This is a genomic window from Dulcicalothrix desertica PCC 7102, assembly GCF_003991905.1.
GTDB lineage: Bacteria > Cyanobacteriota > Cyanobacteriia > Cyanobacteriales > Nostocaceae > Dulcicalothrix > Dulcicalothrix desertica.
In genome coordinates, this window is the sequence record NZ_RSCL01000003.1 from 26,534 (window position 1) to 46,533 (window position 20,000).

General features: G+C 38.1%; 21 protein-coding genes. 13 read left to right on the forward strand and 8 right to left on the reverse strand.

Annotated elements, in window-relative coordinates; all coding sequences use genetic code 11:
* Window positions 1–46: 46 nt before the first annotated feature.
* From DSM106972_RS06740 to DSM106972_RS06745, 3 genes are all read left to right on the forward strand, one after another.
* Window positions 47–664, forward strand: coding sequence for a DUF4058 family protein (locus tag DSM106972_RS06740; RefSeq protein ID WP_127079999.1), 618 nt, complete (start codon window positions 47–49; stop codon window positions 662–664).
* Window positions 665–981: 317 nt separating this feature from the next.
* Window positions 982–1,140, forward strand: a complete 159-nt coding sequence (locus tag DSM106972_RS51230; protein WP_158632774.1) for a hypothetical protein — start codon at window positions 982–984, stop codon at window positions 1,138–1,140.
* A gap of 293 nt (window positions 1,141–1,433) precedes the next feature.
* The gene (locus DSM106972_RS06745) at window positions 1,434–4,034 is read left to right on the forward strand and encodes a sensor histidine kinase (protein WP_233787720.1); all 2,601 of its coding nucleotides are present in this window, start codon (window positions 1,434–1,436) and stop codon (window positions 4,032–4,034) included.
* A 162-nt stretch (window positions 4,035–4,196) separates the two neighbouring features.
* On the opposite strand, the gene DSM106972_RS06750 is transcribed toward DSM106972_RS06745, so the two are convergent.
* Window positions 4,197–5,087, reverse strand: coding sequence for a LysR family transcriptional regulator (locus tag DSM106972_RS06750; RefSeq protein WP_127080000.1), 891 nt, complete (start codon window positions 5,085–5,087; stop codon window positions 4,197–4,199).
* A 90-nt stretch (window positions 5,088–5,177) separates the two neighbouring features.
* Between DSM106972_RS06750 and DSM106972_RS06755 the strand changes: the two genes are divergently transcribed.
* The 5 genes from DSM106972_RS06755 (at window position 5,178) to DSM106972_RS06775 (ending at window position 11,060) form a co-directional block, all read left to right on the forward strand.
* Window positions 5,178–5,918 (forward strand): SDR family oxidoreductase, encoded by a 741-nt coding sequence (locus DSM106972_RS06755; RefSeq protein WP_127080001.1) that lies wholly within the window; start codon window positions 5,178–5,180, stop codon window positions 5,916–5,918.
* Between the two features lie 97 nt (window positions 5,919–6,015).
* Window positions 6,016–6,642, forward strand: a complete 627-nt coding sequence (locus DSM106972_RS06760) for an FMN-dependent NADH-azoreductase (protein ID WP_127080002.1) — start codon at window positions 6,016–6,018, stop codon at window positions 6,640–6,642.
* On the forward strand, window positions 6,642–8,207 hold the full coding sequence (locus DSM106972_RS06765; RefSeq protein WP_127080003.1) for an iron uptake porin: 1,566 nt from the start codon (window positions 6,642–6,644) through the stop codon (window positions 8,205–8,207). The genes DSM106972_RS06760 and DSM106972_RS06765 overlap by 1 nt, the downstream gene beginning before the upstream one ends.
* Window positions 8,208–8,297: 90 nt before the next feature.
* Window positions 8,298–9,476 (forward strand): MFS transporter, encoded by a 1,179-nt coding sequence (locus tag DSM106972_RS06770; RefSeq protein WP_127080004.1) that lies wholly within the window; start codon window positions 8,298–8,300, stop codon window positions 9,474–9,476.
* 237 nt (window positions 9,477–9,713) lie between these two features.
* Window positions 9,714–11,060, forward strand: a complete 1,347-nt coding sequence (locus DSM106972_RS06775; RefSeq protein WP_127080005.1) for an NAD(P)/FAD-dependent oxidoreductase — start codon at window positions 9,714–9,716, stop codon at window positions 11,058–11,060.
* Here the strand turns inward: DSM106972_RS06775 and DSM106972_RS06780 are convergent.
* Window positions 11,057–12,349 (reverse strand): glycosyltransferase, encoded by a 1,293-nt coding sequence (locus DSM106972_RS06780; RefSeq protein WP_127080006.1) that lies wholly within the window; start codon window positions 12,347–12,349, stop codon window positions 11,057–11,059. The two genes, DSM106972_RS06775 and DSM106972_RS06780, sit on opposite strands and share 4 nt — an antisense overlap.
* A gap of 67 nt (window positions 12,350–12,416) precedes the next feature.
* Here DSM106972_RS06780 and DSM106972_RS06785 point away from each other — a divergent pair, with 67 nt between their 5' ends.
* A complete protein-coding gene (locus tag DSM106972_RS06785; protein ID WP_233787721.1) occupies window positions 12,417–13,112 on the forward strand; it encodes a TetR/AcrR family transcriptional regulator in 696 nt (231 codons plus the stop codon).
* A gap of 408 nt (window positions 13,113–13,520) precedes the next feature.
* On the opposite strand, the gene DSM106972_RS06790 is transcribed toward DSM106972_RS06785, so the two are convergent.
* Window positions 13,521–14,078, reverse strand: a complete 558-nt coding sequence (locus DSM106972_RS06790) for a hypothetical protein (RefSeq protein WP_127080007.1) — start codon at window positions 14,076–14,078, stop codon at window positions 13,521–13,523.
* A 12-nt stretch (window positions 14,079–14,090) separates the two neighbouring features.
* Complete coding sequence (locus tag DSM106972_RS52490) at window positions 14,091–15,185, reverse strand: coiled-coil domain-containing protein (RefSeq protein ID WP_201800694.1); 1,095 nt, start codon at window positions 15,183–15,185, stop codon at window positions 14,091–14,093.
* Between the two features lie 444 nt (window positions 15,186–15,629).
* Here DSM106972_RS52490 and DSM106972_RS53180 point away from each other — a divergent pair, with 444 nt between their 5' ends.
* The gene (locus DSM106972_RS53180; RefSeq protein WP_222596634.1) at window positions 15,630–15,854 is read left to right on the forward strand and encodes a hypothetical protein; all 225 of its coding nucleotides are present in this window, start codon (window positions 15,630–15,632) and stop codon (window positions 15,852–15,854) included.
* Between the two features lie 166 nt (window positions 15,855–16,020).
* On the opposite strand, the gene DSM106972_RS06810 is transcribed toward DSM106972_RS53180, so the two are convergent.
* Both DSM106972_RS06810 and DSM106972_RS06815 read right to left on the reverse strand, forming a co-directional pair.
* Window positions 16,021–16,314, reverse strand: a complete 294-nt coding sequence (locus DSM106972_RS06810) for a type II toxin-antitoxin system RelE/ParE family toxin (protein WP_127080008.1) — start codon at window positions 16,312–16,314, stop codon at window positions 16,021–16,023.
* Window positions 16,307–16,552, reverse strand: coding sequence for a ribbon-helix-helix domain-containing protein (locus DSM106972_RS06815; RefSeq protein ID WP_127080009.1), 246 nt, complete (start codon window positions 16,550–16,552; stop codon window positions 16,307–16,309). The genes DSM106972_RS06810 and DSM106972_RS06815 overlap by 8 nt, the downstream gene beginning before the upstream one ends.
* A gap of 296 nt (window positions 16,553–16,848) precedes the next feature.
* On the opposite strand from DSM106972_RS06815, the gene DSM106972_RS06820 reads away from it, so the two are divergent.
* Window positions 16,849–17,253, forward strand: a complete 405-nt coding sequence (locus tag DSM106972_RS06820; protein WP_127080010.1) for a hypothetical protein — start codon at window positions 16,849–16,851, stop codon at window positions 17,251–17,253.
* A 182-nt stretch (window positions 17,254–17,435) separates the two neighbouring features.
* On the opposite strand, the gene DSM106972_RS06825 is transcribed toward DSM106972_RS06820, so the two are convergent.
* Complete coding sequence (locus tag DSM106972_RS06825; RefSeq protein ID WP_127080011.1) at window positions 17,436–18,236, reverse strand: hypothetical protein; 801 nt, start codon at window positions 18,234–18,236, stop codon at window positions 17,436–17,438.
* 221 nt (window positions 18,237–18,457) lie between these two features.
* Window positions 18,458–18,886, reverse strand: a complete 429-nt coding sequence (locus DSM106972_RS06830) for a sterol desaturase family protein (protein WP_127080012.1) — start codon at window positions 18,884–18,886, stop codon at window positions 18,458–18,460.
* A 282-nt stretch (window positions 18,887–19,168) separates the two neighbouring features.
* Between DSM106972_RS06830 and DSM106972_RS06835 the strand changes: the two genes are divergently transcribed.
* Together DSM106972_RS06835 and DSM106972_RS06840 are read left to right on the forward strand one after the other, a co-directional pair.
* Window positions 19,169–19,501 (forward strand): AbrB/MazE/SpoVT family DNA-binding domain-containing protein, encoded by a 333-nt coding sequence (locus DSM106972_RS06835; protein WP_127080013.1) that lies wholly within the window; start codon window positions 19,169–19,171, stop codon window positions 19,499–19,501.
* Window positions 19,498–19,947 carry a type II toxin-antitoxin system YhaV family toxin gene (locus DSM106972_RS06840; protein ID WP_127080014.1) on the forward strand — a complete coding sequence of 150 codons (450 nt, stop codon included), beginning with the start codon at window positions 19,498–19,500 and terminating at the stop codon, window positions 19,945–19,947. The genes DSM106972_RS06835 and DSM106972_RS06840 overlap by 4 nt, the downstream gene beginning before the upstream one ends.
* Window positions 19,948–20,000: the final 53 nt, after the last annotated feature.

Genomic DNA, 20,000 nt, shown 5'->3' on the forward strand with positions numbered 1-20,000 from the left:
GCAAGTCCATTTTAATGGACTCTAAATCAAAAAGTTTTATTTAATTATGGTACTACAAGACCATTTTCATCCTCCCCTGTCACTAGGGCGCCATTGGCACTCGTTCCATAATGCTTGGGCAACATACATTGCATCTGATTTAAATTCTAAATTACCCGAAGATTATTTTGCAGAAATTAATGTACAGTTTAAGATAAAACCTATAATACAAACCGTTGAAATAAATATCTTTAACACAGAAGCAGGCGTCGTTTTAGCAGGAGCAATTGAATTAGTTAGTCCAGCAAATAAAGATAGAGCATCACATCGTAAGGCATTTGTGTCTAAATGCGAAACATTATTACGACAGGGAATTGGTTTGGTAATTGTTGATGTCGTCACCGAACGCAAAGCAAATCTTCATGATGAACTATTAAATAGAATTACTGAAGGAACATCGAATTTAGGCGCCCCTGAACGATTACAACTATACGCTACTTCTTATCGAGTAATTGAACGTAGCGGGCAACCAAGTATTGATATTTGGCAAGAAAAAATTAATGTAGGTGATACTTTACCAACTGTACCATTTTGGTTGCGAGGAAATAATTGCTTACCTCTAGAATTAGACAATATTTACAAGCGTACTTGTCAAGAACAACGAATTTATGCTGGTAGCGCTTAATTGGCAACGGATGTAACGGATAAGTTATTTTTTATTGTTACATCTGTTTATAATTTGTTGAGAATGGTTACAGTTGTTGAATTTTTCAGTAATTCTACTCTAAGAAGTATTCAAAGCCATTTGTAGAAACTTTAAAAAATCAATTTGCATGTAAAAATTATTCCAATAAAGTTTTTATTGCTCCAGATATTCCTTTAGATAAGCTTGCAAATTTCCTTTCTCAATTTGGATTTGATAAACAAGAGAAGGTTCTTGCTTTATTTAATACAACAGTTTTGGGTCAAACTAAAAATGTCTTATTTTTCACTACGAAGCGAATGATTTGGAAGGAATTTTTACAAGATGTCGGTTCCTTGGCATATCAAGATTTACATAACCCCAACAATTCGAGGAAACTTCCTAACTTTTTTGACAAAGATGAAGATAAAGATTTTGGAGAATTATTATCAAACTTAGCCGAAATGCACAATGCATAAGCAGTGTCAATAATTGTGCTACAATTTGTAGCACATAGGAGACAGATGTGCAATCATTAAAGTAATTATTTTTACAACAGAAACACAGAGGAGACAGAGAAGAGGTTCATAGTATTTGTGTATATGCCCAGGCGCCTCATAGTCTATGATTATTAATAGTTATAGTATAAACAAAGTGTATGTATAACGAACCACAAAGGTCGCTCTTAAAGTTGGCGGAATCTGGCATCATTAAATAACGCCATGTCATTCCCGTTACGTTTGTAGCTTTTTACTCGCCTGTTGATTTAAAGATGACTGAAACTTCCCCTAAACCGATTGTGACAACCGCCCCTTTTCCTGCAAATGAGGTGGAACGCTTAGAGGCGCTGCGACGGTACAATATTCTCGATACGCCACCGGAAGTTGCTTTTGACCGCATCACTTCCTTGGCTGCGCGTTTATTTAATATGCCGATTACGCTGGTTTCCCTAGTTGATGAATCGAGAGGTTGGTTTAAATCTGCCTACGGGTTTGATATGCGCGAGGTGCAGCGAGATACAACTATTTGCAGTTTTGCGCTGTTAAGTAATGAAGTTTTAGTCATTCCTGATACTAGGCAAGATAGTCGCCTAGTTTGTAATCCCTTTGTACAAAATGAACCGGGTCTGCGGTTCTATGCAGGCGCCCCGTTGCTGACGCAAGATGGTTTTAACTTAGGCACTCTTTGTTTGTTAGATACGAAACCGCGTGATGGCTTGAGTGATGAGCAAAAAAGTGTGCTGACTGACCTTGCCGCAATGGTGATGGATGAGCTAGAACTGCGGTTGGCTGCCCATAAGGTTGCTCAAATGGATGCAGCGTTGCTGGAAGTGACTCAAGGCGTTTCTACTGCGACGGGTGAAGCTTTTTTCTCTGCTTTAGTACAGCATATGCTCAAAGTGCTGGGGGTTGATTATGTCTATATTGGTTTAGTTGACCTCGATAACCAGGAAATAATTCGGACGATTGCTGCCTGTGCCAAGGGGCAGATTATTGAAAACTTTGAATATTTGTTGCGTGAGACCCCTTGCGAGCAAGTACTCCAGAAACGAAAATTGTGTTGCTATCCCCATCGAGTTCAAGCTTTGTTTCCCAAGGCGCCTCTTTTAGAACCTTTGGGTGTAGAAAGCTATGTAGCGGTTCCATTTTTTGACACCATCGGTTTACCTCTGGGCTTACTAGGGGTGATGGATGGCAACGCTTTGACAAATGTTCAACTGGCAGAATCTTTATTGACAATTTTTGCTCTACGTATTGCGACTGAACTAGAGCGACAGCAAACAGAAGCAGCACGGCAACAAGCCCAGTATGAATTGGAACGCTTGGTTGAAAAGCGAACAACTGAATTATCCCAAGCCAACGAATTACTCAAAGTGCTGCTTGATAATGTGCAGGCAGGAATCGTAGCCTGTGATGCTGAGGGAATTTTGACTTTATTTAATCAAGCAGCACGAGAATTTCATGGTTTGCCAGAGCAAGCATTGCCACCCGAAAAATGGGCGGAACATTACGACCTGTATTTGCCTGATGGCAAAACGCGGATGTCTAAAAACGAGATTCCTTTATTTCAAGTGTTACAGGAGCAGACGGTCAAGAATGTTGAAATGGTGATTGCGCCTAAACATGGAAAGGTAAAGACGCTGCTTGCTAGTGGGCAGGCAATTGTCGATAACGAAGGTAAAAAACAAGGGGCAGTTGTGGTGATGCACGACATCACCGAACGCAAAATTGCCGAAGCCGAGCTACTAATTTCTGATGTTGCTTTGCAGCAAATGCCCGATGCTATTTTGTTGACCGATTTGGAGTGTAATATTCAACGTTGGCTGGGTAATGCCGAGCAAATCTTTGGGTATACAGCCGCAGAGGTGATTGGCAAACCCGTTAGTTTCCTCCATCATCCGGATATTAAATCGACTCAGACGGCTGAAATAATTCGCGACCTTCAAGAAACTGGCGCCTTTTGCAGTGAAATTGCCTGTCTGCGAAAAGATGGCTCGCCAGTGCCAATCGAAACAACAGCCAAAACTGTGTACGACAAAGCTGGAAATGCTATCTTTATTATTAGCATTAACAGAGATATTACCGAGCGTAAACAGGCAGAAGCCGAACGTACACAATTGATGCGTCAGCAAGTTCAAGAACAAAGCGCACGTCTAAAAGCAGAAGAAGCAAATCGAATCAAAGATGAATTTTTAGCGGTGTTGTCTCATGAGTTACGAACACCACTCAATCCGATTTTGGGTTGGACTAAATTGCTTCGTGCTGGAAAATTGGATAGCGCAAAAACAGATTATGCCTTAGAAACAATTGAGCGCAATGCTAAACTCCAAACCCAATTAATTGGAGACCTTTTAGATGTGTCGCGCATTTTGCAAGGCAAGCTCAGTCTTAGTATGGCTACTGTCAATTTGGCGCCTACAATATCTGCGGCGATTGAAACTGTGCAGTTGGCAGCGCAAGCTAAATCAATTCAAATTAAGACGGTGTTTGACCCAAATGTTGGGCAAGTTTTGGGTGATTCTGCTCGGTTACAGCAAGTGTTTTGGAATTTACTTAGCAATGCTGTAAAATTCACAGAAAATGGCGGACGGGTAGAAATTAGACTGGGGTGTGTTGACTCGCAGGCTGAAATTAAAGTTAGCGATACAGGTAAAGGCATTAGTCCTGACTTTTTGCCCCACGTATTTGAGTCTTTTCGGCAGGCAGATGCAACAATAACTAGAAAGTTTGGTGGGCTAGGGTTAGGGCTAGCAATTGTTCGTCACTTGGTCGAACTGCATGGAGGAACTATTTATGCAGAAAGTCCTGGTGAGGATTTAGGCGCCACGTTTACGGTAAGATTGCCATTAATAGCCGTTGTCAAAACCTGTTGAACCTGAAGAGTTAGTCAAGCCTATCGTAACACTGACTGTTACAATTGATGCACAGAACGAACGGGTCAGGTAAACAAAATTAATAAAAGCCAAATCTATTTTGCTGGCGCCATTATTTTTGGTAATTTATAAAACAGTCTTAAATACAAAAATAAAAAATTATTATGCAAGACTCCTAATAATTTCTAAAAAAGCTAACAGTACTGGTATAATATTTTCTGGTTTCCAAGCAATACCTAACCCTGTAATCGGTGCTTCAGGATTCAGAGTACGGTAAACAACACCTGTACGCTGAAAGTTTTTCACATGGGATGGTAATAAAGAAATACCCATTCCTGCAGCAACGAATCCCAACATGACTTGCATTTCTCTAGCTGCACAAACAACATTTGGATACAAACCAGCTTTTTGATAAATATCAAAAATCTGTTCGTGTAATCCGCAACCCCTGTCACGGGAAGCTAAAATTAGCGGTTCATTAGCAAGTGCGGCAATAGAAATTTCTGAGTGTGCAGCTAAAGGATGATTCTCTGGTAAAGCCAAAACTAAAGGTTCTTGAAGCAAAATTTCCAGTTCTAAATTTGCATCAGTGATGGGTGGTGTCACGAAACCAACATCCAGATTATTTTCTGAGAGCGCAATTAATTGTTCGCTGGTGGTCATATGCTGCATGATTATCTCCACTTCAGGGAAACGCTCGCGAAAGACTTTAATCGAAATAGGTATAATGTCATACACGGATGAGCCTTGAAATCCAACCGTTAATTGACCAATTTCTCCACGATTAGCTCTCTTGATTATTCGTATTCCTTGGTCGAATCGTAAAAGAATTTGTTCAGCTTCTGTGAGGAAAATTTGACCAGGTGCAGTTAATTTTATTTGACGTGGGTTACGTTCAAATAGTATAATCCCAAGTTCTTTTTCTAAATTTTGAATTTGACGACTTAAGGATGGTTGGGTAATATTTAACCTTTCTGCTGCACGACCAAAATTTAACTCTTCCGCTACAGCTAAAAAATATCTAAGGTGACGCAATTCTATATTTTGATTCATGCTTTTAAACTATCGATTCATAGCCCAGAAGGCATTAGACTTAAATACCAGCTTTAGCATAGATTATTAGAGAAGAATAAAAAAATACCCATGAAACTTGAAAATGCTGTGGTCCTGGTTACAGGAGCAAATGGTGGTATTGGTGGTCATTGGATTCAAGGATTACGGGATAATGGAGTATCAAAAATTTATGCTTGTGTGCGAAATACGCAAAAATTAGACAGCATATTAACCACAGACCCACAAAAAATTGTTGCTGTAGAGCTTGATATTACCGATGAGACTTCCATCGCCAAAGCCGCAGCACAATGTCCTGATGTTACTTTATTAATTAACAATGCTGGTGTCGGATTTAACCAAGGTTTCATTGCCTCAAAAGACCTATCAGCAGCTAGAACCGAAATAGAGATTAATTATTTTGGAACATTGGCAATGTGCCGCGCTTTTGCTCCAGTTCTCAAAATGAATGGCGGTGGTGCAATTGTCAATATGCTAACCATTTTAGCAAAGGTCAACCTGCCTGCAAACGGTTCCTACTGTGCAGCGAAAGCTGCTACATTTTCCATGACTCAAGGGGTGAGAGCTGAATTAGCAAATCAAGGAACCCTTGTTATTGGTGTAATGCCAGCTACAGTAGATACGGGAATGAGTAAAGATTATCCTCCACCAAAAGTTTCTCCCGTAGAAGTGGTCAGGGAAGCACTACAAGCAGTTGCGAACGGAGTAGAGGACGTTTATCCTGGTGAACAGGCAAAGCATTTAGCTGCACAGTTATTGAGTGACCCCAAAGCAGTTGAAAAAGCTTTAGCGCAAATGTTACCAATGAGTTAATTTACTAGTATTTTTGTTTAGCTTGCTAACTATAGTATTAATTTAATACTAGTACACACGCGAGAATACATTTTTTAAGAAAGCGGAGAAACTAGATATGACAAAGATTCTGCATGTTGATACTAGTCCTAGAGGACAACGTTCTCACTCACGGACTTTAACTAATAATTTTGTAGCCGATTGGAAAAATAGTTATCTTAACTCCACTATTATTTACCGAGATATCGGACATCAAATTGTTCCCCCAGTCAGCGAAACTTGGATTGCAGCAGCATTTTCTCCTCCAGATACCCACACACCAGAGTTGAATACCGCACTGCAACTTTCCAATGAATTAATTGATGAACTGATTGATTGTGACCGCTATATTTTTAGCGTACCAATGTACAATTTTGGCATTCCCGCAAATTTTAAAGCATATATTGGCCAGGTTTGTAGGGTTGGACGCACTTTTGCCGTTAATTTACAAGGTGGTTATGAAGGATTATTAGTAGGGAAGAAAATGCTAGTCATTACTGCGCGGGGTGGAAGCTTTCCTGTGGGAACTCCTGCTGCTAGTTTTGATTTCCAAGAACCTTATATTCGGACTATTTTTGGTTTAATGGGTGTTACCGATATTACCTTTGTTCATGCAGAAAACCTGGCAATGAAAGGTGATGCGCGGGAACAATCTTTACAGTTAGTAAAAACTAAATTAGCAGCATTAATTACAGAGTGGAGTTAATGCTAAAAGTCAAATTTTCATTTGTTTCAGCAATATTTTTTCTGGCGACTACAGGGATAAATTTTTTGGGCGCCACAACTCCCTCATTTGCAGATACAACCAACGAAGTTATTCGTGTTACTTCCGCCAGTCAATTAAAAGATGTCGAACCGACCGATTGGGCTTTTCAAGCATTACAATCTTTGGTCGAACGTTATGGTGTAATCGCAGGATACCCCGACGCAAGTTTTAGCGGGAAAAATGCCATTACTCGCTATGAATTTGCTGCAGGTTTAAATGCTGCTTTGAACGAAATCAATCAATTAATCAGTGCTGGCAAAGGAAATTTAGTTTTGTCTGATGATCTAATCATATTACAAAGATTACAAAGCGAGTTTGCAGAAGAATTAGCCACTTTACAGGCAAGGATTAATGTATCAGAAACTCGTAATGCAGAATTGTCAGCAAACCAATTTTCTACCACTACCAAATTAACAGGACAAGTGGTGATGGCAGTTAACGCTGGTGAATTTGCTGGAGAAAAAATTATTGCTCCTAGAGGTGCCGTAATTAGTGAAAATGACCCAAATCCAACCTTTATTTACCGCAGCAGTTTGGATTTAAATACCAGCTTTAAAGGTACAGATTTATTAAAGATTCGCTTAGTAACTGGAAGTGATGGTGCAAATGATAACGCGACAGGTTTTCTCGAAGCGAATTTTGGTAGTGTTTTAGATTATTCAATTCAAGGACGAAATAATCAAATCAGTCTAGCTCGTTTATATTACAGTTTTGCCCCTAGTCCGAATTTAAAAGTTTCGATTGGACCAGCACTAGTAGCACCCGATTTTGTTGATAAAAACCGCTACGCTAATGTTAGTTTTAAAGACTTTTCTACCCAAGCTTTCGCTAACAATTTCATTTTATTACCTAGAGCAGGTGGTGCGGGTGCTGTAATCGACTGGCATCCGAAAGGTAGTTCAGTAAAATTACGAGCAGTATATATAGCTGGAGATGCAACAAACATACTACCAGATAACCAGCGCTTAATTGGAGGAGGAGGTTCAGAAGATATCCGTTTGTTCCCTAACGCTGGAGGTGGTGCAGATGGAGGTTTATTTGGAGACCCATATCAAGGTTTTGCAGAATTAGAATATTCCCCCAGTAAAGCTTTTAATGTCCGTTTGCAATACAGTGGTGGAAAAGTTTTTGGTAGCAGCTTTCAAGGAGTTGGTGTCAATTTTGACTATTCTTTGAATTCACAAATTGGTATATTTGGTCGCTACGGTTATGCAAGTTATACAAATACTAGTTTAGGTAATATTTATCCTAATTATTGGATGGCAGGATTTAGTTTACAACATTTGTTTATCAAAGGGGGTATTTTTGGAGTTGCAGTTGGTCAACCTTTTATTGAAAGCGCTGTAGGAAATAGTACGCAAACAAACTACGAATTTTTTTATAACTTCCCTGTGAGTGAGAATATTCGGGTTACACCATTACTGCAAGTTGTCACAAATCCCAGCAATCAAGATGATAATGGGAGAATTATTAGTGGCACTTTGCGAACGGTATTTTCCTTTTAATTTTCATTTCTGATATATTTTATATTCTATAATTTTTGACAAATTTGAAATATTGAGTTATCAAACAATTAAATTTTCACGTTAAACACAATGAGCAAAACAAATTTAAACTCAACTTTTACCAAAGCTACTCTTTTATTAGTTAGCACCCTTACAGTTATGTCGGGTGCAACGATTGCCCCATCCTTACCTGCAATGCGGGAATATTTTTCAAATGTACAGAATGCAGATTATTTAGTTAAATTAGCACTAACTTTACCAGCTTTATTTATTGCATTGGGGGCGCCATTAGTTGGTATTATTATTGATAGAGTCGGGCGTAAACCGTTATTAATTATTGCCTTAATTATCTACGGAATTGCAGGATGTTCCGGTTTAATTCTCAATGATTTGACTTTAATTCTAGTCGGACGAGCATTATTAGGTATTAGTGTTGCTGGAATCATGACGAGTGCCACAACCCTAATAGCTGACTACTATATTGGTGCAGCACGAGCGCAGTTTTTAGGATTACAAGCCGCATTTATGGGGTTAGGAGGTGTATTATTTCTCTCAATCGGTGGTTTTATTGCAGAACAAAATTGGCGTTATCCCTTCGGTATTTACTTATTCTCTCTACTACTTGTGCCATGTGCTTCGAGCTTTTTACTGGAACCAGAACGTAACCAACCCGTAAACAAAAATCAGGAAATAGTTACACAGACTCAGAAATTGCCGTTTAACTTAGTAATTATCACTTATGGAATTGGTATATTAACCCAAATTGTATTTTATTTAATCCCCGTACAATTACCCTTTTATCTCAAACAGTTATTTGGTGCAGGTGCATCTCAAAGTGGAATTGCGATTGCATTAGCGACTCTATTCTCGGCGATGGCTTCGCTGTTATATAGACAAATCAAAGCCAAATTTAGTTTTACTGCTATTTATGGCATCGCGTTTCTAAATATAGGTATAGGTTATTACTTTATTAGTATAGGAAAAGCATATCCAATTATTTTATTGGGATTAGTGATTGCAGGTTCCGGTTTGGGCTTATTAATGCCGAATATGAATCTTTGCCTCATCTCCGTTACACCCGATACAATGCGGGGAAAAATTATTAGTGGGGTGACAACATCACTATTTTTAGGACAGTTTCTTTCACCTTTGTTAAGTCAACCACTGAGTGCAAAAGTTGGTTTAGCTAACACCTACGCATCTGCAGGAGGATTTATGTTCGTTTTAGCAGTAATGGCATTAATCACCTTGTATAAATTTAAATCGTAGATTAATGTGTTTTTCAATGTTTTATTAATTATAAAATATAGATTGTTTTTATATAAAACTTACAATATTGGTGCGTGACGCTACAAGTTTGTAATATAAGTATAAATTAATCGTAGCCTGATCGCACCCTACGATTAATTTGATTATTGTTCACAATTAACTACAACAAGTCTTATAACTTTGTTAAATATTATGTAAAGAATATTTACAAATATATTGACAAAAGGAAATATACTTATGGTAGCTTCAGTTGAAAAGAATCAGCGACACCAGGTTGTAGTCATTGGTGGTGGCTTTGGTGGAATGTATACTGCAAAGGGGCTTGCTTCTGCAAATGTAGATGTTACTGTTATTGATAAACGTAATTTTCATTTGTTTCAACCACTTTTATATCAAGTTGCTACAGGTACGCTATCACCTAGTGATATTTCCGCGCCGTTACGCTCTATACTTAGCAAAAGCAAGAATACAAAAGTTTTGCTGGGAGAAGTTAAGGACGTTGATACTAAAACACAAGAAGTGATATTGAATGATCGAGTAGTACGATACGATACTTTAGTTGTTGCTACAGGCGCCAATCATTCGTATTTTGGTAATGATCAGTGGAAAGAAGTTGCTCCTGGTTTAAAGACTATTGAGGATGCGCTCGAAATACGTAGTCGGATATTTAATGCATTTGAGGCAGCAGAAAAAGAAACTGATCCCCAAAAACGCCGTGCTTTGTTAACCTTTGTGATTGTGGGTGGTGGTCCAACGGGGGTAGAATTATCTGGCGCCATTGCAGAGTTGGCAAACAAAACTCTTCAAGAAGATTTTCGTAATATTGATACCTCAGAAACAAAAATTTTACTATTGCAAGGCGCCGATCGTGTTCTCCCAGGTATGGCACCTTCTTTATCGCAAGCAGCAAAAGCATCTTTAGAAAAGTTGGGTGCGAGTGTACAGACACAAACGCGCGTAATAAATATTGAAAATAGTGTAGTTACTTACAAGCAAGGGGATGAGTTACACGAAATTGCCTCCAAGACTATATTGTGGGCAGCAGGTATTCAAGCTTCAACAATGGGAAGAATTCTAGGATTACGTACAGGTGCGGAGTGCGACCGCGCTGGACGAGTTATCGTCGAACCAGACTTGAGTATTAAAGGGCACAAAAATATTTTCGTCATCGGAGACTTAGCCAATTTTTCTCACCAAAACGAGCAACCGCTTCCAGGTGTGGCGCCAGTAGCTACACAAGAAGGTGAATACGTTGCGAAATTAATTCAAAAACGTCTCTCTGGTAAAACTATACCAGCATTTAAATATAATGATTATGGCAGCCTAGCAATGATTGGACAAAATGCTGCTGTTGTAGATTTAGGTGCAATCAAGTTAAAAGGTTTCTTTGCATGGATATTCTGGCTATTAATCCACATTTATTTCTTAATTGAGTTCGACAGTAAATTCTTAGTAATGTTCCAGTGGGCATGGAACTATATCACCCGCAAACGTGGTTCAAGATTAATTACTGGTCAAGAATCTTTAACATTGGCTAAAGTCATAACAAAGCAGCCTACTATAGAAAAAACGGTAAAGGTTTAGTATAACAAAGCAACACCACCCTTTTCGATTTCCTCTACAACAGCAACGGCGCAAAGTATCCCATCTTCAGCTTGAATTTTAGCTCCCAGATTAGCTGCTCGCTCACGCATTGTGGAATCTGCCAAAGTTTTTTGAATAGCTTGTGCAAGTCTTTCAGCGGTTAGTTGCTTACGCGGAATTGGTTCTGTCCCAACGCCTAATTTCGCGACGCGCTGCCCCCAAAAAAACTGATCACCAAAGAAAGGAATGATAATAGAAGGAACGCCTGCTCTCATACCAGCGGCTGTCGTACCGGCGCCACCGTGATGCACTACAGCTGCGACACGAGGGAAAAGCCATGAATGCGGTACTGAGTCTATAAGATACACCGTATCTGGTAAATTATCTGAGTGTAAACCACCCCAGCCAGACAGCATAATGGCACGTTGTTGAGTTTTGGCTAGAGCTTCCAAAATAAGATTGGCAGTCGCTTCTGGATTTCGATTGCCCATACTCCCAAACCCAATATATATAGGAGGTGAACCAGCTTGCAGAAAATCAACGAGAGCGGATGGTGGGTTCCAATCAGGCGCCTGCTGAACATTTACATCTAAAAACCAGTAGCCAGTAACATAAGTATTATTCCAATCAGATGGTTTAGGAATAACTGATGGGCTAAAACCATAGAGAGTTGGATATTTTTTAAGGCAGTCAGTATTGTATGGCCCCCAAAATGAAGCAGCGGCTAAACCAAGTACTTTTTGCCGTACAAGTTTATCAGCGTTCCGAAACCCCTGCCACAAAGCTTGTCTGACCAATTGATGTGACAAACGATTGAAAAAGCCCCCTGTTTTATCTACAAAGTCAGGAAACAAAACACCAGGAAATGCTTTTGTTGGCGTAAAGGGAAAAACATAAGCTTGAAGTAGTGGAATTCCCAACTTTTGGGCAAGAGCAACAGCAATATTTAGTCCCCCGACTCCTACAATCAATAAATCCATACCCTGACAAGCAGCCTTGCCTTGATTTGCCCAATCAATTGCAACACTTTGAACTAGTTCTGCTGTGCGCGACTGAATGGCAAGGAAATTTCCTTTCTCTAATAGCTCGCGCATTTCTTTGGTTTCGACAATTTCTTGGACATTACCAGAGACTGCCCAGAATTCTAACCCGTGTACACTAACCAAATCTCCAAAGTTTTCTTGAGTTACCAGTCGCACCAAATGACCAGCTTGTTTTAAACCTTTTCCCAAAGCAACATAAGGTTGAACATCTCCTCGACTTCCCAAAGCAATAATAGCGATACGCATAAGTTAAGTCTCTATAGCTAATAAATGACGATTATGTCAATTTGATGCTAACGTCATTTTGACAAATGTGTCAATTTTAGTTTATATTAGGATTAGTAAGCAAATTGGCGCCATAATTTGGTTTTGTATACCTATGAAGGAATCTCGTCGAGCATCAATTGGTTTAGACAAAAGGGAGCGTACACGAGCAAAACTAATTGAATCAGCTTACCGAGTTTTTGCTCGTAAAGCAGCGGATGCCGTTACTATTGATGACATCATTGCAGAAGCAGCAGTTGCAAGAGGCACATTCTATAACTATTTCCAAACACGAGAAGACGTGCTTAAAGCTGTAGCTGGCAACCTGAGTGACGAAATAAATCAAAAAATATGGGTACAGTACGCTGAGATTAGTGACCCTGCTGAACGTTTAGCAATTGCCATTCGCCAATTTCTACATCAAGCAATTCGAGATTCGACTTGGGGATGGGTGATTGTGAGAATTGGATTAGTAGCAGCCCCATTAAGTGAGACAATGGAAAGAGGAATGATGACAGACTTAGAGGCTGGTATAAGACTCAACCGTTTCCAAGTTGATAGTTTACAAGCAGCTTCAGATTTAGTTTTGGGAACCGGACTAATGGCAATCCACAGCATTCTCGAAGGACGTGCAGAACCAGATTACCCGGAACAGATTGCTAAAATTATTCTCAAAACATTAGGGGTCAATGATGCTGATGCTCATGCAATTGCTTTCAAATTTCTAGAACCACTGCATTCGTGAGAAAATTTATTAAATCTTCAGTATATAGCGGTTCTTAATAAAGTGAGGTACAGATTAAATTAATAAAGCTCTTGTGGGGTGGGCATCCTTGCCCGCCCTTGTGTACTTCATTAGAACGGGAACCGCTATATTAACGTTAGTATAATTAATTGTTGTATACATAGCAATCCTAAATCACTTGTTAAATATTTTCTCTTCTTTCCTTCCTTCCTTTGCGTCCTTTGCGTCCTTTGCGGTTCGTTACATAAGCATCATTTTTTAGAAATCAATTAGGAATGCTATAGCAGTACTAAATCATTTGTGTTCACATTAACGTAAACGAAGTTTTGCCGCAGGCTAGTTATCCCGAAGGGTAGTGTACCGCAGGTAAATTCACGCATTGTAGAGACATTATTTCAACCCTTGTCTCTACAACGCAGGATTTTTATTTGTGACTCTAATGAGAAAACGCAAAGCTTCATTTACTGCTTGAGAGTTGGGAAATATTTCTGCAACATCTGCTTCTAAATGAATTGTCAGCCCTTTAATATTAATCGGTTCACATTCAGGTTTTTGTATGTTATTTATTTCTAAAACTTGATGTAGCTGAAGTTTACCCTCACCTATAAGCTTTTGGGAAGATGTTTCATTTAGTTTATTAGCAAGAGATTCCCAACTAGTGGCTTTTAGTTTAAAGTTGTCTTTTGCTTCGCGTAATGTTTTAAACTGTTGCTTGAGAATCTCAACTGTATAAATATGACTTTTAGATGCTTGGGTTTGTTGTTCAAGGTCTTCTCTTACCATCTCAACTACTTCATCTATAAGTTGCTCGTGATTTGCGGATATTTGAGCAGCGGCGCCTAAAATACGCGAGGTTGCTTTTTTCTGTATCTCAGTCTCTTGTTTCAGTCTATCGGCAATATTACGAATTTGCTCTCCTAACTTCGGTTTGCCTTGAGTTTTTGTCGATGCGGATTTTTTGCTCATAAAAGTGCTTGTTTACTCCGAAAGTATCTCTTTAATAGCAAACCAGATACGTTGAAATTTTTGTACTAACCCGACAGGATTGTTTGTTGTGTCCTCTTCCACTGAATCAACCAAAGATTGAATTTTATCCATACGCTCTGCAACAACATAAAGATTATTTATTGCTTCATCCTTAGAAACTAAAGAGTCGCGTAGCAAAACAACCATCTCGGCAATTTCCCGTTTTAGCTTTTCGTTCTCAGCTTTACGACGAGTTTCCCATCCTTTAATGCTAGCTTTTGAACGTCGCTCGAATTTTAGTTGTGTTTGTGCCTCATTATATAAAGTCAAATAATTGTCTCGCTCAGAACTTACTTCTTCATATTTGGCGAGTAATTCACTTGCTCTAGCTTTTTCTTCATTATAACTCGCTAAAGCTTCTTGATAATTTTTTTGCTCATTGAGATATTTTTGGTAATTTTTTGCCGCGCTTTCTTCTAAATCATTAACCTTAACTTGGTAAGTTTGCAAATCTAACTGAACTTGAATAAGCTCATATGCGGCTTTTTGATTTTCTGCGGCACGTTTTTGCAATTCATCACGTTGAGCAATTAACTCAGTTGTTTTCGCTTTTGCTTCATGATAATCATGTAAAGTTTTCTGAGAATTTTTCTGCTCATCAAGATATTTTTGGTAATTTAATGCCGCGCGTTGTTTTAGCTCATTCATTTCAACTTGATAAGTTTCGACATCTTGCTTAACATGAACAAGTTGAGATTCATTTGTGACCGCGCGTTGTTGCCATTCATCACGCTGGGCAACTAACTGAGTTGCTCTAGCTTTTTCTTCATTGTAAAGAACTAAAGTTTGTTGATAATTTTTTTGTTCATTAAGATATACCTGATAGGTTTGTGCAGCGCGCTCTTTCAACTCATCAATTTCTTGCTGAACTTGAGTCAGTTGAGAGGCAGCTTCCTCATTATCTTTTGCGCGTTGTTGCCATTGATCACGTTGGGCACGAGCAGTCATTAATAACTGTTTAAGCTCATGAGTAGAAACTGGTTCTATCAGATGTTTTTTGGTAGGGGTCTCTTTACGACGGTCTTTGTCTGCGTCTCGCATTGCCATAATTAATGTTATAAATATTACTTATTTTTATATTTTAATACGGTCTTAAATAAATGCGTATTTATACTGCGATATGATTAATATTTGATTTTTATTATGCACGTAGAGTAGTTATTGCCCATCACAAAACCGACATGGTGAACAATGCCCAGCCTACAAAAACTTATTTTTTCAAAAACAATCAGATGAATGAATTATCTACAAAAAATACATGTGGATGTTGCAGTATCAATGACTACACTTGATTTATAAATGTTCCGGAATAAGTAGAAATTTGCTCCAATAATATTTATATATATATTTCATTTAATTTCACTATGTAATATAACTAGTGCTATGGACACAGATGGCTTGTCCGAATATAGAATACGTGAGGCACCTCTCTTTGATAAGGATTTTCCCAGCAATAGCATAACCTTTTGTATACTCAGATTATCAAAAGCTATGGAGCAAAAGTACACCAAAAAGCAGGGTCAATACTTAGCTTTTATTTACTACTATACAAAGATAAATGGTTGCCCACCAGCCGAAGCTAACATGCAGCGATATTTTAAGACCACACTAGACCAACTAGGATATGCCAATATAACTGATTGGAGTCCAATTCTACCAAGTGAGAACCCTGGTGAGGTTATAAGCGTACTTATACGGACTATTAGTGTTCGATAAAGTACTGTTTATTAATGATGGAAATGGCGCCAGTCTTTATGGTATGGCGCCACATACTGGAATATACAAATTTAGTGTGCTGGTTATATTTGTGCTTTTTAAATCCCACCTAACCCTCTTTTATACGATGGTTGGGGGTTCTTCTGACTCTAAGCGCATTACTATCTCATAAATCAAGAGCAGTATCAGTATCTTGACTTCTAAGAATTGCCATAATTTCAACCACATCATTTTCAATGCGGTAGTAGATGCTATGCACCCCATACACACTGCGGCGGTAGCCAGTACGGATAAAATTTACTTCAGGGTATAAATAAGGCTGTGCAGCTATCTGTTCAAAGCGGTCAAAAAGTTGATTATAATATTTGTCAGCGGCTGCTTCACCCCATGTCTCAAAGCCATAAAAATAAATTTGCCGTAAGTCTTCCTTTGCCGCTTGCGTCAATTTATAATTAGCCATTACTGTTAAGTTCTTTCTTAAATTCTGAAAGAATGGACTGGCGGTCAGGAGCGACAAAGCCGCTTTGCTCTGCATGAATTAGCCTTTTTTGGATTTCTTCAACTTCCTCTTGTTTGGCACGAGCCTTGCGTATCAGGTCATTTATCACATCGCTTTTGCTAGCGTACTCCTGACTCTCCACCTGTGCTTTTAACCAAGCATCATTCGGGGGTGTAAGTGAAATGCTTTGACGGGTCATAATCTTTCTTTTGAACATCTGGTGCAATTATACACCAGATTTACACCAGATTTTTAGAAACGAAAATTTTTGAAGCTAGAGGCGCGAAATTGATAATCACTGCTATGTAACAGCTACGAAAATATACTGGCGCCTCGGTATGCAACTATCATCGATTATCATAGTAGCGGGTTAATTGCTGGACAACATACCTATCGCCACTTGTGGGCGAATAATTTCACCGTATTTTCCGTAAAGACTAAAGTACACGTTGTAGAAACTGGTAACAAATCAAACCATTCTCTACTGTAAAATATATGCAATTCAATTCTAAGCGTGCTGCACAATTAGTTTTATCTGTGGCAGGTATCTGCTCACTTTCTCTTCCTTTTACACAAACCGCTCAAGCGCAACAAATTCGTAATTTATGTAGAAGCAATGAAAGTTCATTTATTATAGCCCAAACAAAGAATTTTTTAGTAAGTATTTGTGGCAGTGGAGATTCAGCACTTACTTATGTAGGTTTAGACAGAAAGACTGGTAAAGCTATACGTTTACCTTTAACTGTAGATGGTTCTAAAAATAGAGGAAGATATTTTGAAGCTGTCAATGGTGAATATAAATATGGTGTTTCTGTCTCTGGTGGAAAAAACGGAACCTTAACCGTGAGAAGAAATAATAGTGTAATTCTGCGTCAAGCATTAGTTCAAGAACTTTACTAAAATTAAATGTGATTCTATAAAAGGCGCCTACTACCTTGTAAAATATCATAAATCTGATTCAAAGAAATTGATTACGGAGTTGGTGCTGGTTTGATATGTTTGCCAGCATAAAAAACAAAAACTTTTTTCTCTTGTTTATAGGGGATATAAAATACTCTATCCCCAGAAGTTACTTCATACTGCTATGCTTTGGTATAGGTTGCAAGACATTTATATTTTTCATCATCAGTTTTCATAGAAAATAGTGACATCTCTATAAACATAAATATTATACTTGTCCATATAATTTTTTGTCTTGTTTGCCTACGACTTTTCTTTGAGACATCTAAATATAAATCAATTGATACATCTTTTATTATACTAATATTTAAATCAGACATCATTTGCTTGCGGAATTCCAAGAATAATTTTAATAACTTATCTAAGGGCATTTTCGATTTAAATATTGTTAATCTTTTTGGTACCCTTAGAGCATAAGCACCTATTTGATTGATATCATTATCTAGAAAAGCAACTGCCCAGCCTTGCTCAAATATATTACTAATACCACAATAAGTATAAGGGGATGTTTTATTTAGTGATTGAAGAATTTCAGCACCACACTGATATTCTGGATGCCACAAAACCCTAATAACCGCTTCTCTTTCTTGAAAATCTGCGATTTGAACAAAACCTAATGATTTTAGAGAGCGTGTATATTGATTTAAACTTACATGATTTACTTCATATATATTATCTAAGCTTACAAGTTTTATATTTAAATTTTTGGGTGTAGCTTGCAATATCTGAAGTTTTATAAATATTTCTAATTCGAGAATAAATAGTAATAAATAAGGTATTATTGTTAATGCTAATATATTGCTCAACAATGGAAGTAAGCCTAGAGAGCTTAAGTATTGCAGTATTATTTTGTGAACAAATAGATACCAGAAGACAAGAAATGCTGCACCAAAAATAAATGCCATTTTTCCTAAATTTGACATAGTTTTTATAAAAAAATCTTTACACTATGTAGCTTACCCAGGAAATAGCTTTTTCATAACAGCACCACAGCACATAATTTTTTTCAATCAAGCTTCACCGAACCTACGTAATTTACTTGCATCAAAAACATTTAGTAATTTTTTATTTATAACTTTTTAGACAGTTTTATTAAGGCGCCTAAACTTATTTCAATTTAGAATAAATGTATGCATAATTGCTCTTACTCTATGCTCTCTAGACCTTGTTTCTGGTAAGTCTGAAAAAGCCAGAAGATAAACGCCATTGCAAAAATAAAATCACCCAACCCTGCGAATAAGCAGATTGATGGCAAATAACCAGTTGAACAAAATACGACAAAAAGAATTGTAAGTGCAAGCTTGCAAGATGCTGCTACAGCAATGAATAGACGCTCAGGTTTAGGTTTGAGTGCAAGCCAAGCATAACCAACTCCGAAGAGAAAAATCCAGGAAGCAATTACCCATAGGCCAAAAGGCGATGCATCTTGGGGGAGTTTAACTGTGTCACCAACCCTATAGTAAACCGGAGGAGCAAAGCTGATAGCTCCAAACAAATTAAAAATTGCTGCTGCCATCAAACAATATCGGAACCATGTTGATATTGATTGCTCAGGTAGAGGAAATTTTGGCATAATTATAGATTTTAATAAACTACTCAACTGCGTTATCAAAAACTTTGTCCAGCTTCAGCAGTAAAATTACCACCATCATCGACTGGCGCCAGCTATTGTCTACAAACCCTACACTCATAAACCGCAGCCCAATACAGCATAACCCATACACATAGAGCCTTTCAGGTTTACACAGGTCTACACTGGCGCCTACACTGGCAAAAAACTAGATGTTGTGCAATCCGTGTTGGCGCCGTCTCAAAATGTTATAACAAATATTATAACGTAATAGTAATATTGGGTATGACAAGTAAAAATTACCGAGTAACTCATGCAAAAGTTGGCAATCAACATGGATTCCGCTTACCGAGCGCTTTTTTCAAAGACTTTCCGCATTTAGCAAAGGCATCTGGTTATTTAGAGGTTGTATCAAAAAACACTTTATTAATTCGTTTGGATACAGAAGATGTAGAATCAGACGAAGAAGAAAGTTTGATGATGAGCCTATTTCTCGATTTCTTGATGAAAGATATAATTGAAAATCCATCAAAGCTAGTTCCCTACACTCAAGAAATGAGTGACTACATGGATGATTTATTAGCTGATGTAACAATTGATGAAGATGAAGATGAATGAGTTCGACTAATTTTAACGGCTGGAAAATATTCTTTCATCCATTGTTTAATGAGCAATGGCAAGCTTTGTCAATTCGTGTACTTGAATTAAAAGGCAAGTTATCAAAAGAAGAATTTATTACACATCCGGATGTCAAGCGGTTAAAAGCATTGGACATCGGTATAAAGAATAAAATACCTCAAGACCCCTTAGCTTCACATTTTGCTTTACAAAAGCCATTACAAAAATATAGCCGTCTCAAGAAAATGGGATTGGCATCACGTTACCGTTTATTTTTTAGAGTATTTGATGAACAAAAAACTATAATAATCCTCTGGTTGGGATTTCCTCGTAAAGAAGGGGATAAAAATGATTGTTATGAAGTTTTTGCTAAAAAAGTGAAGAATGGCAATTTCCCTGAAAATTTAGATAAATTACTAGCCGAATGCAAAGTAGAACGTGATTAGCCTGCGTAGGCAGGCTTTGTTCGTATAGCCTCACCCTTATAGGGTGTAGGCGC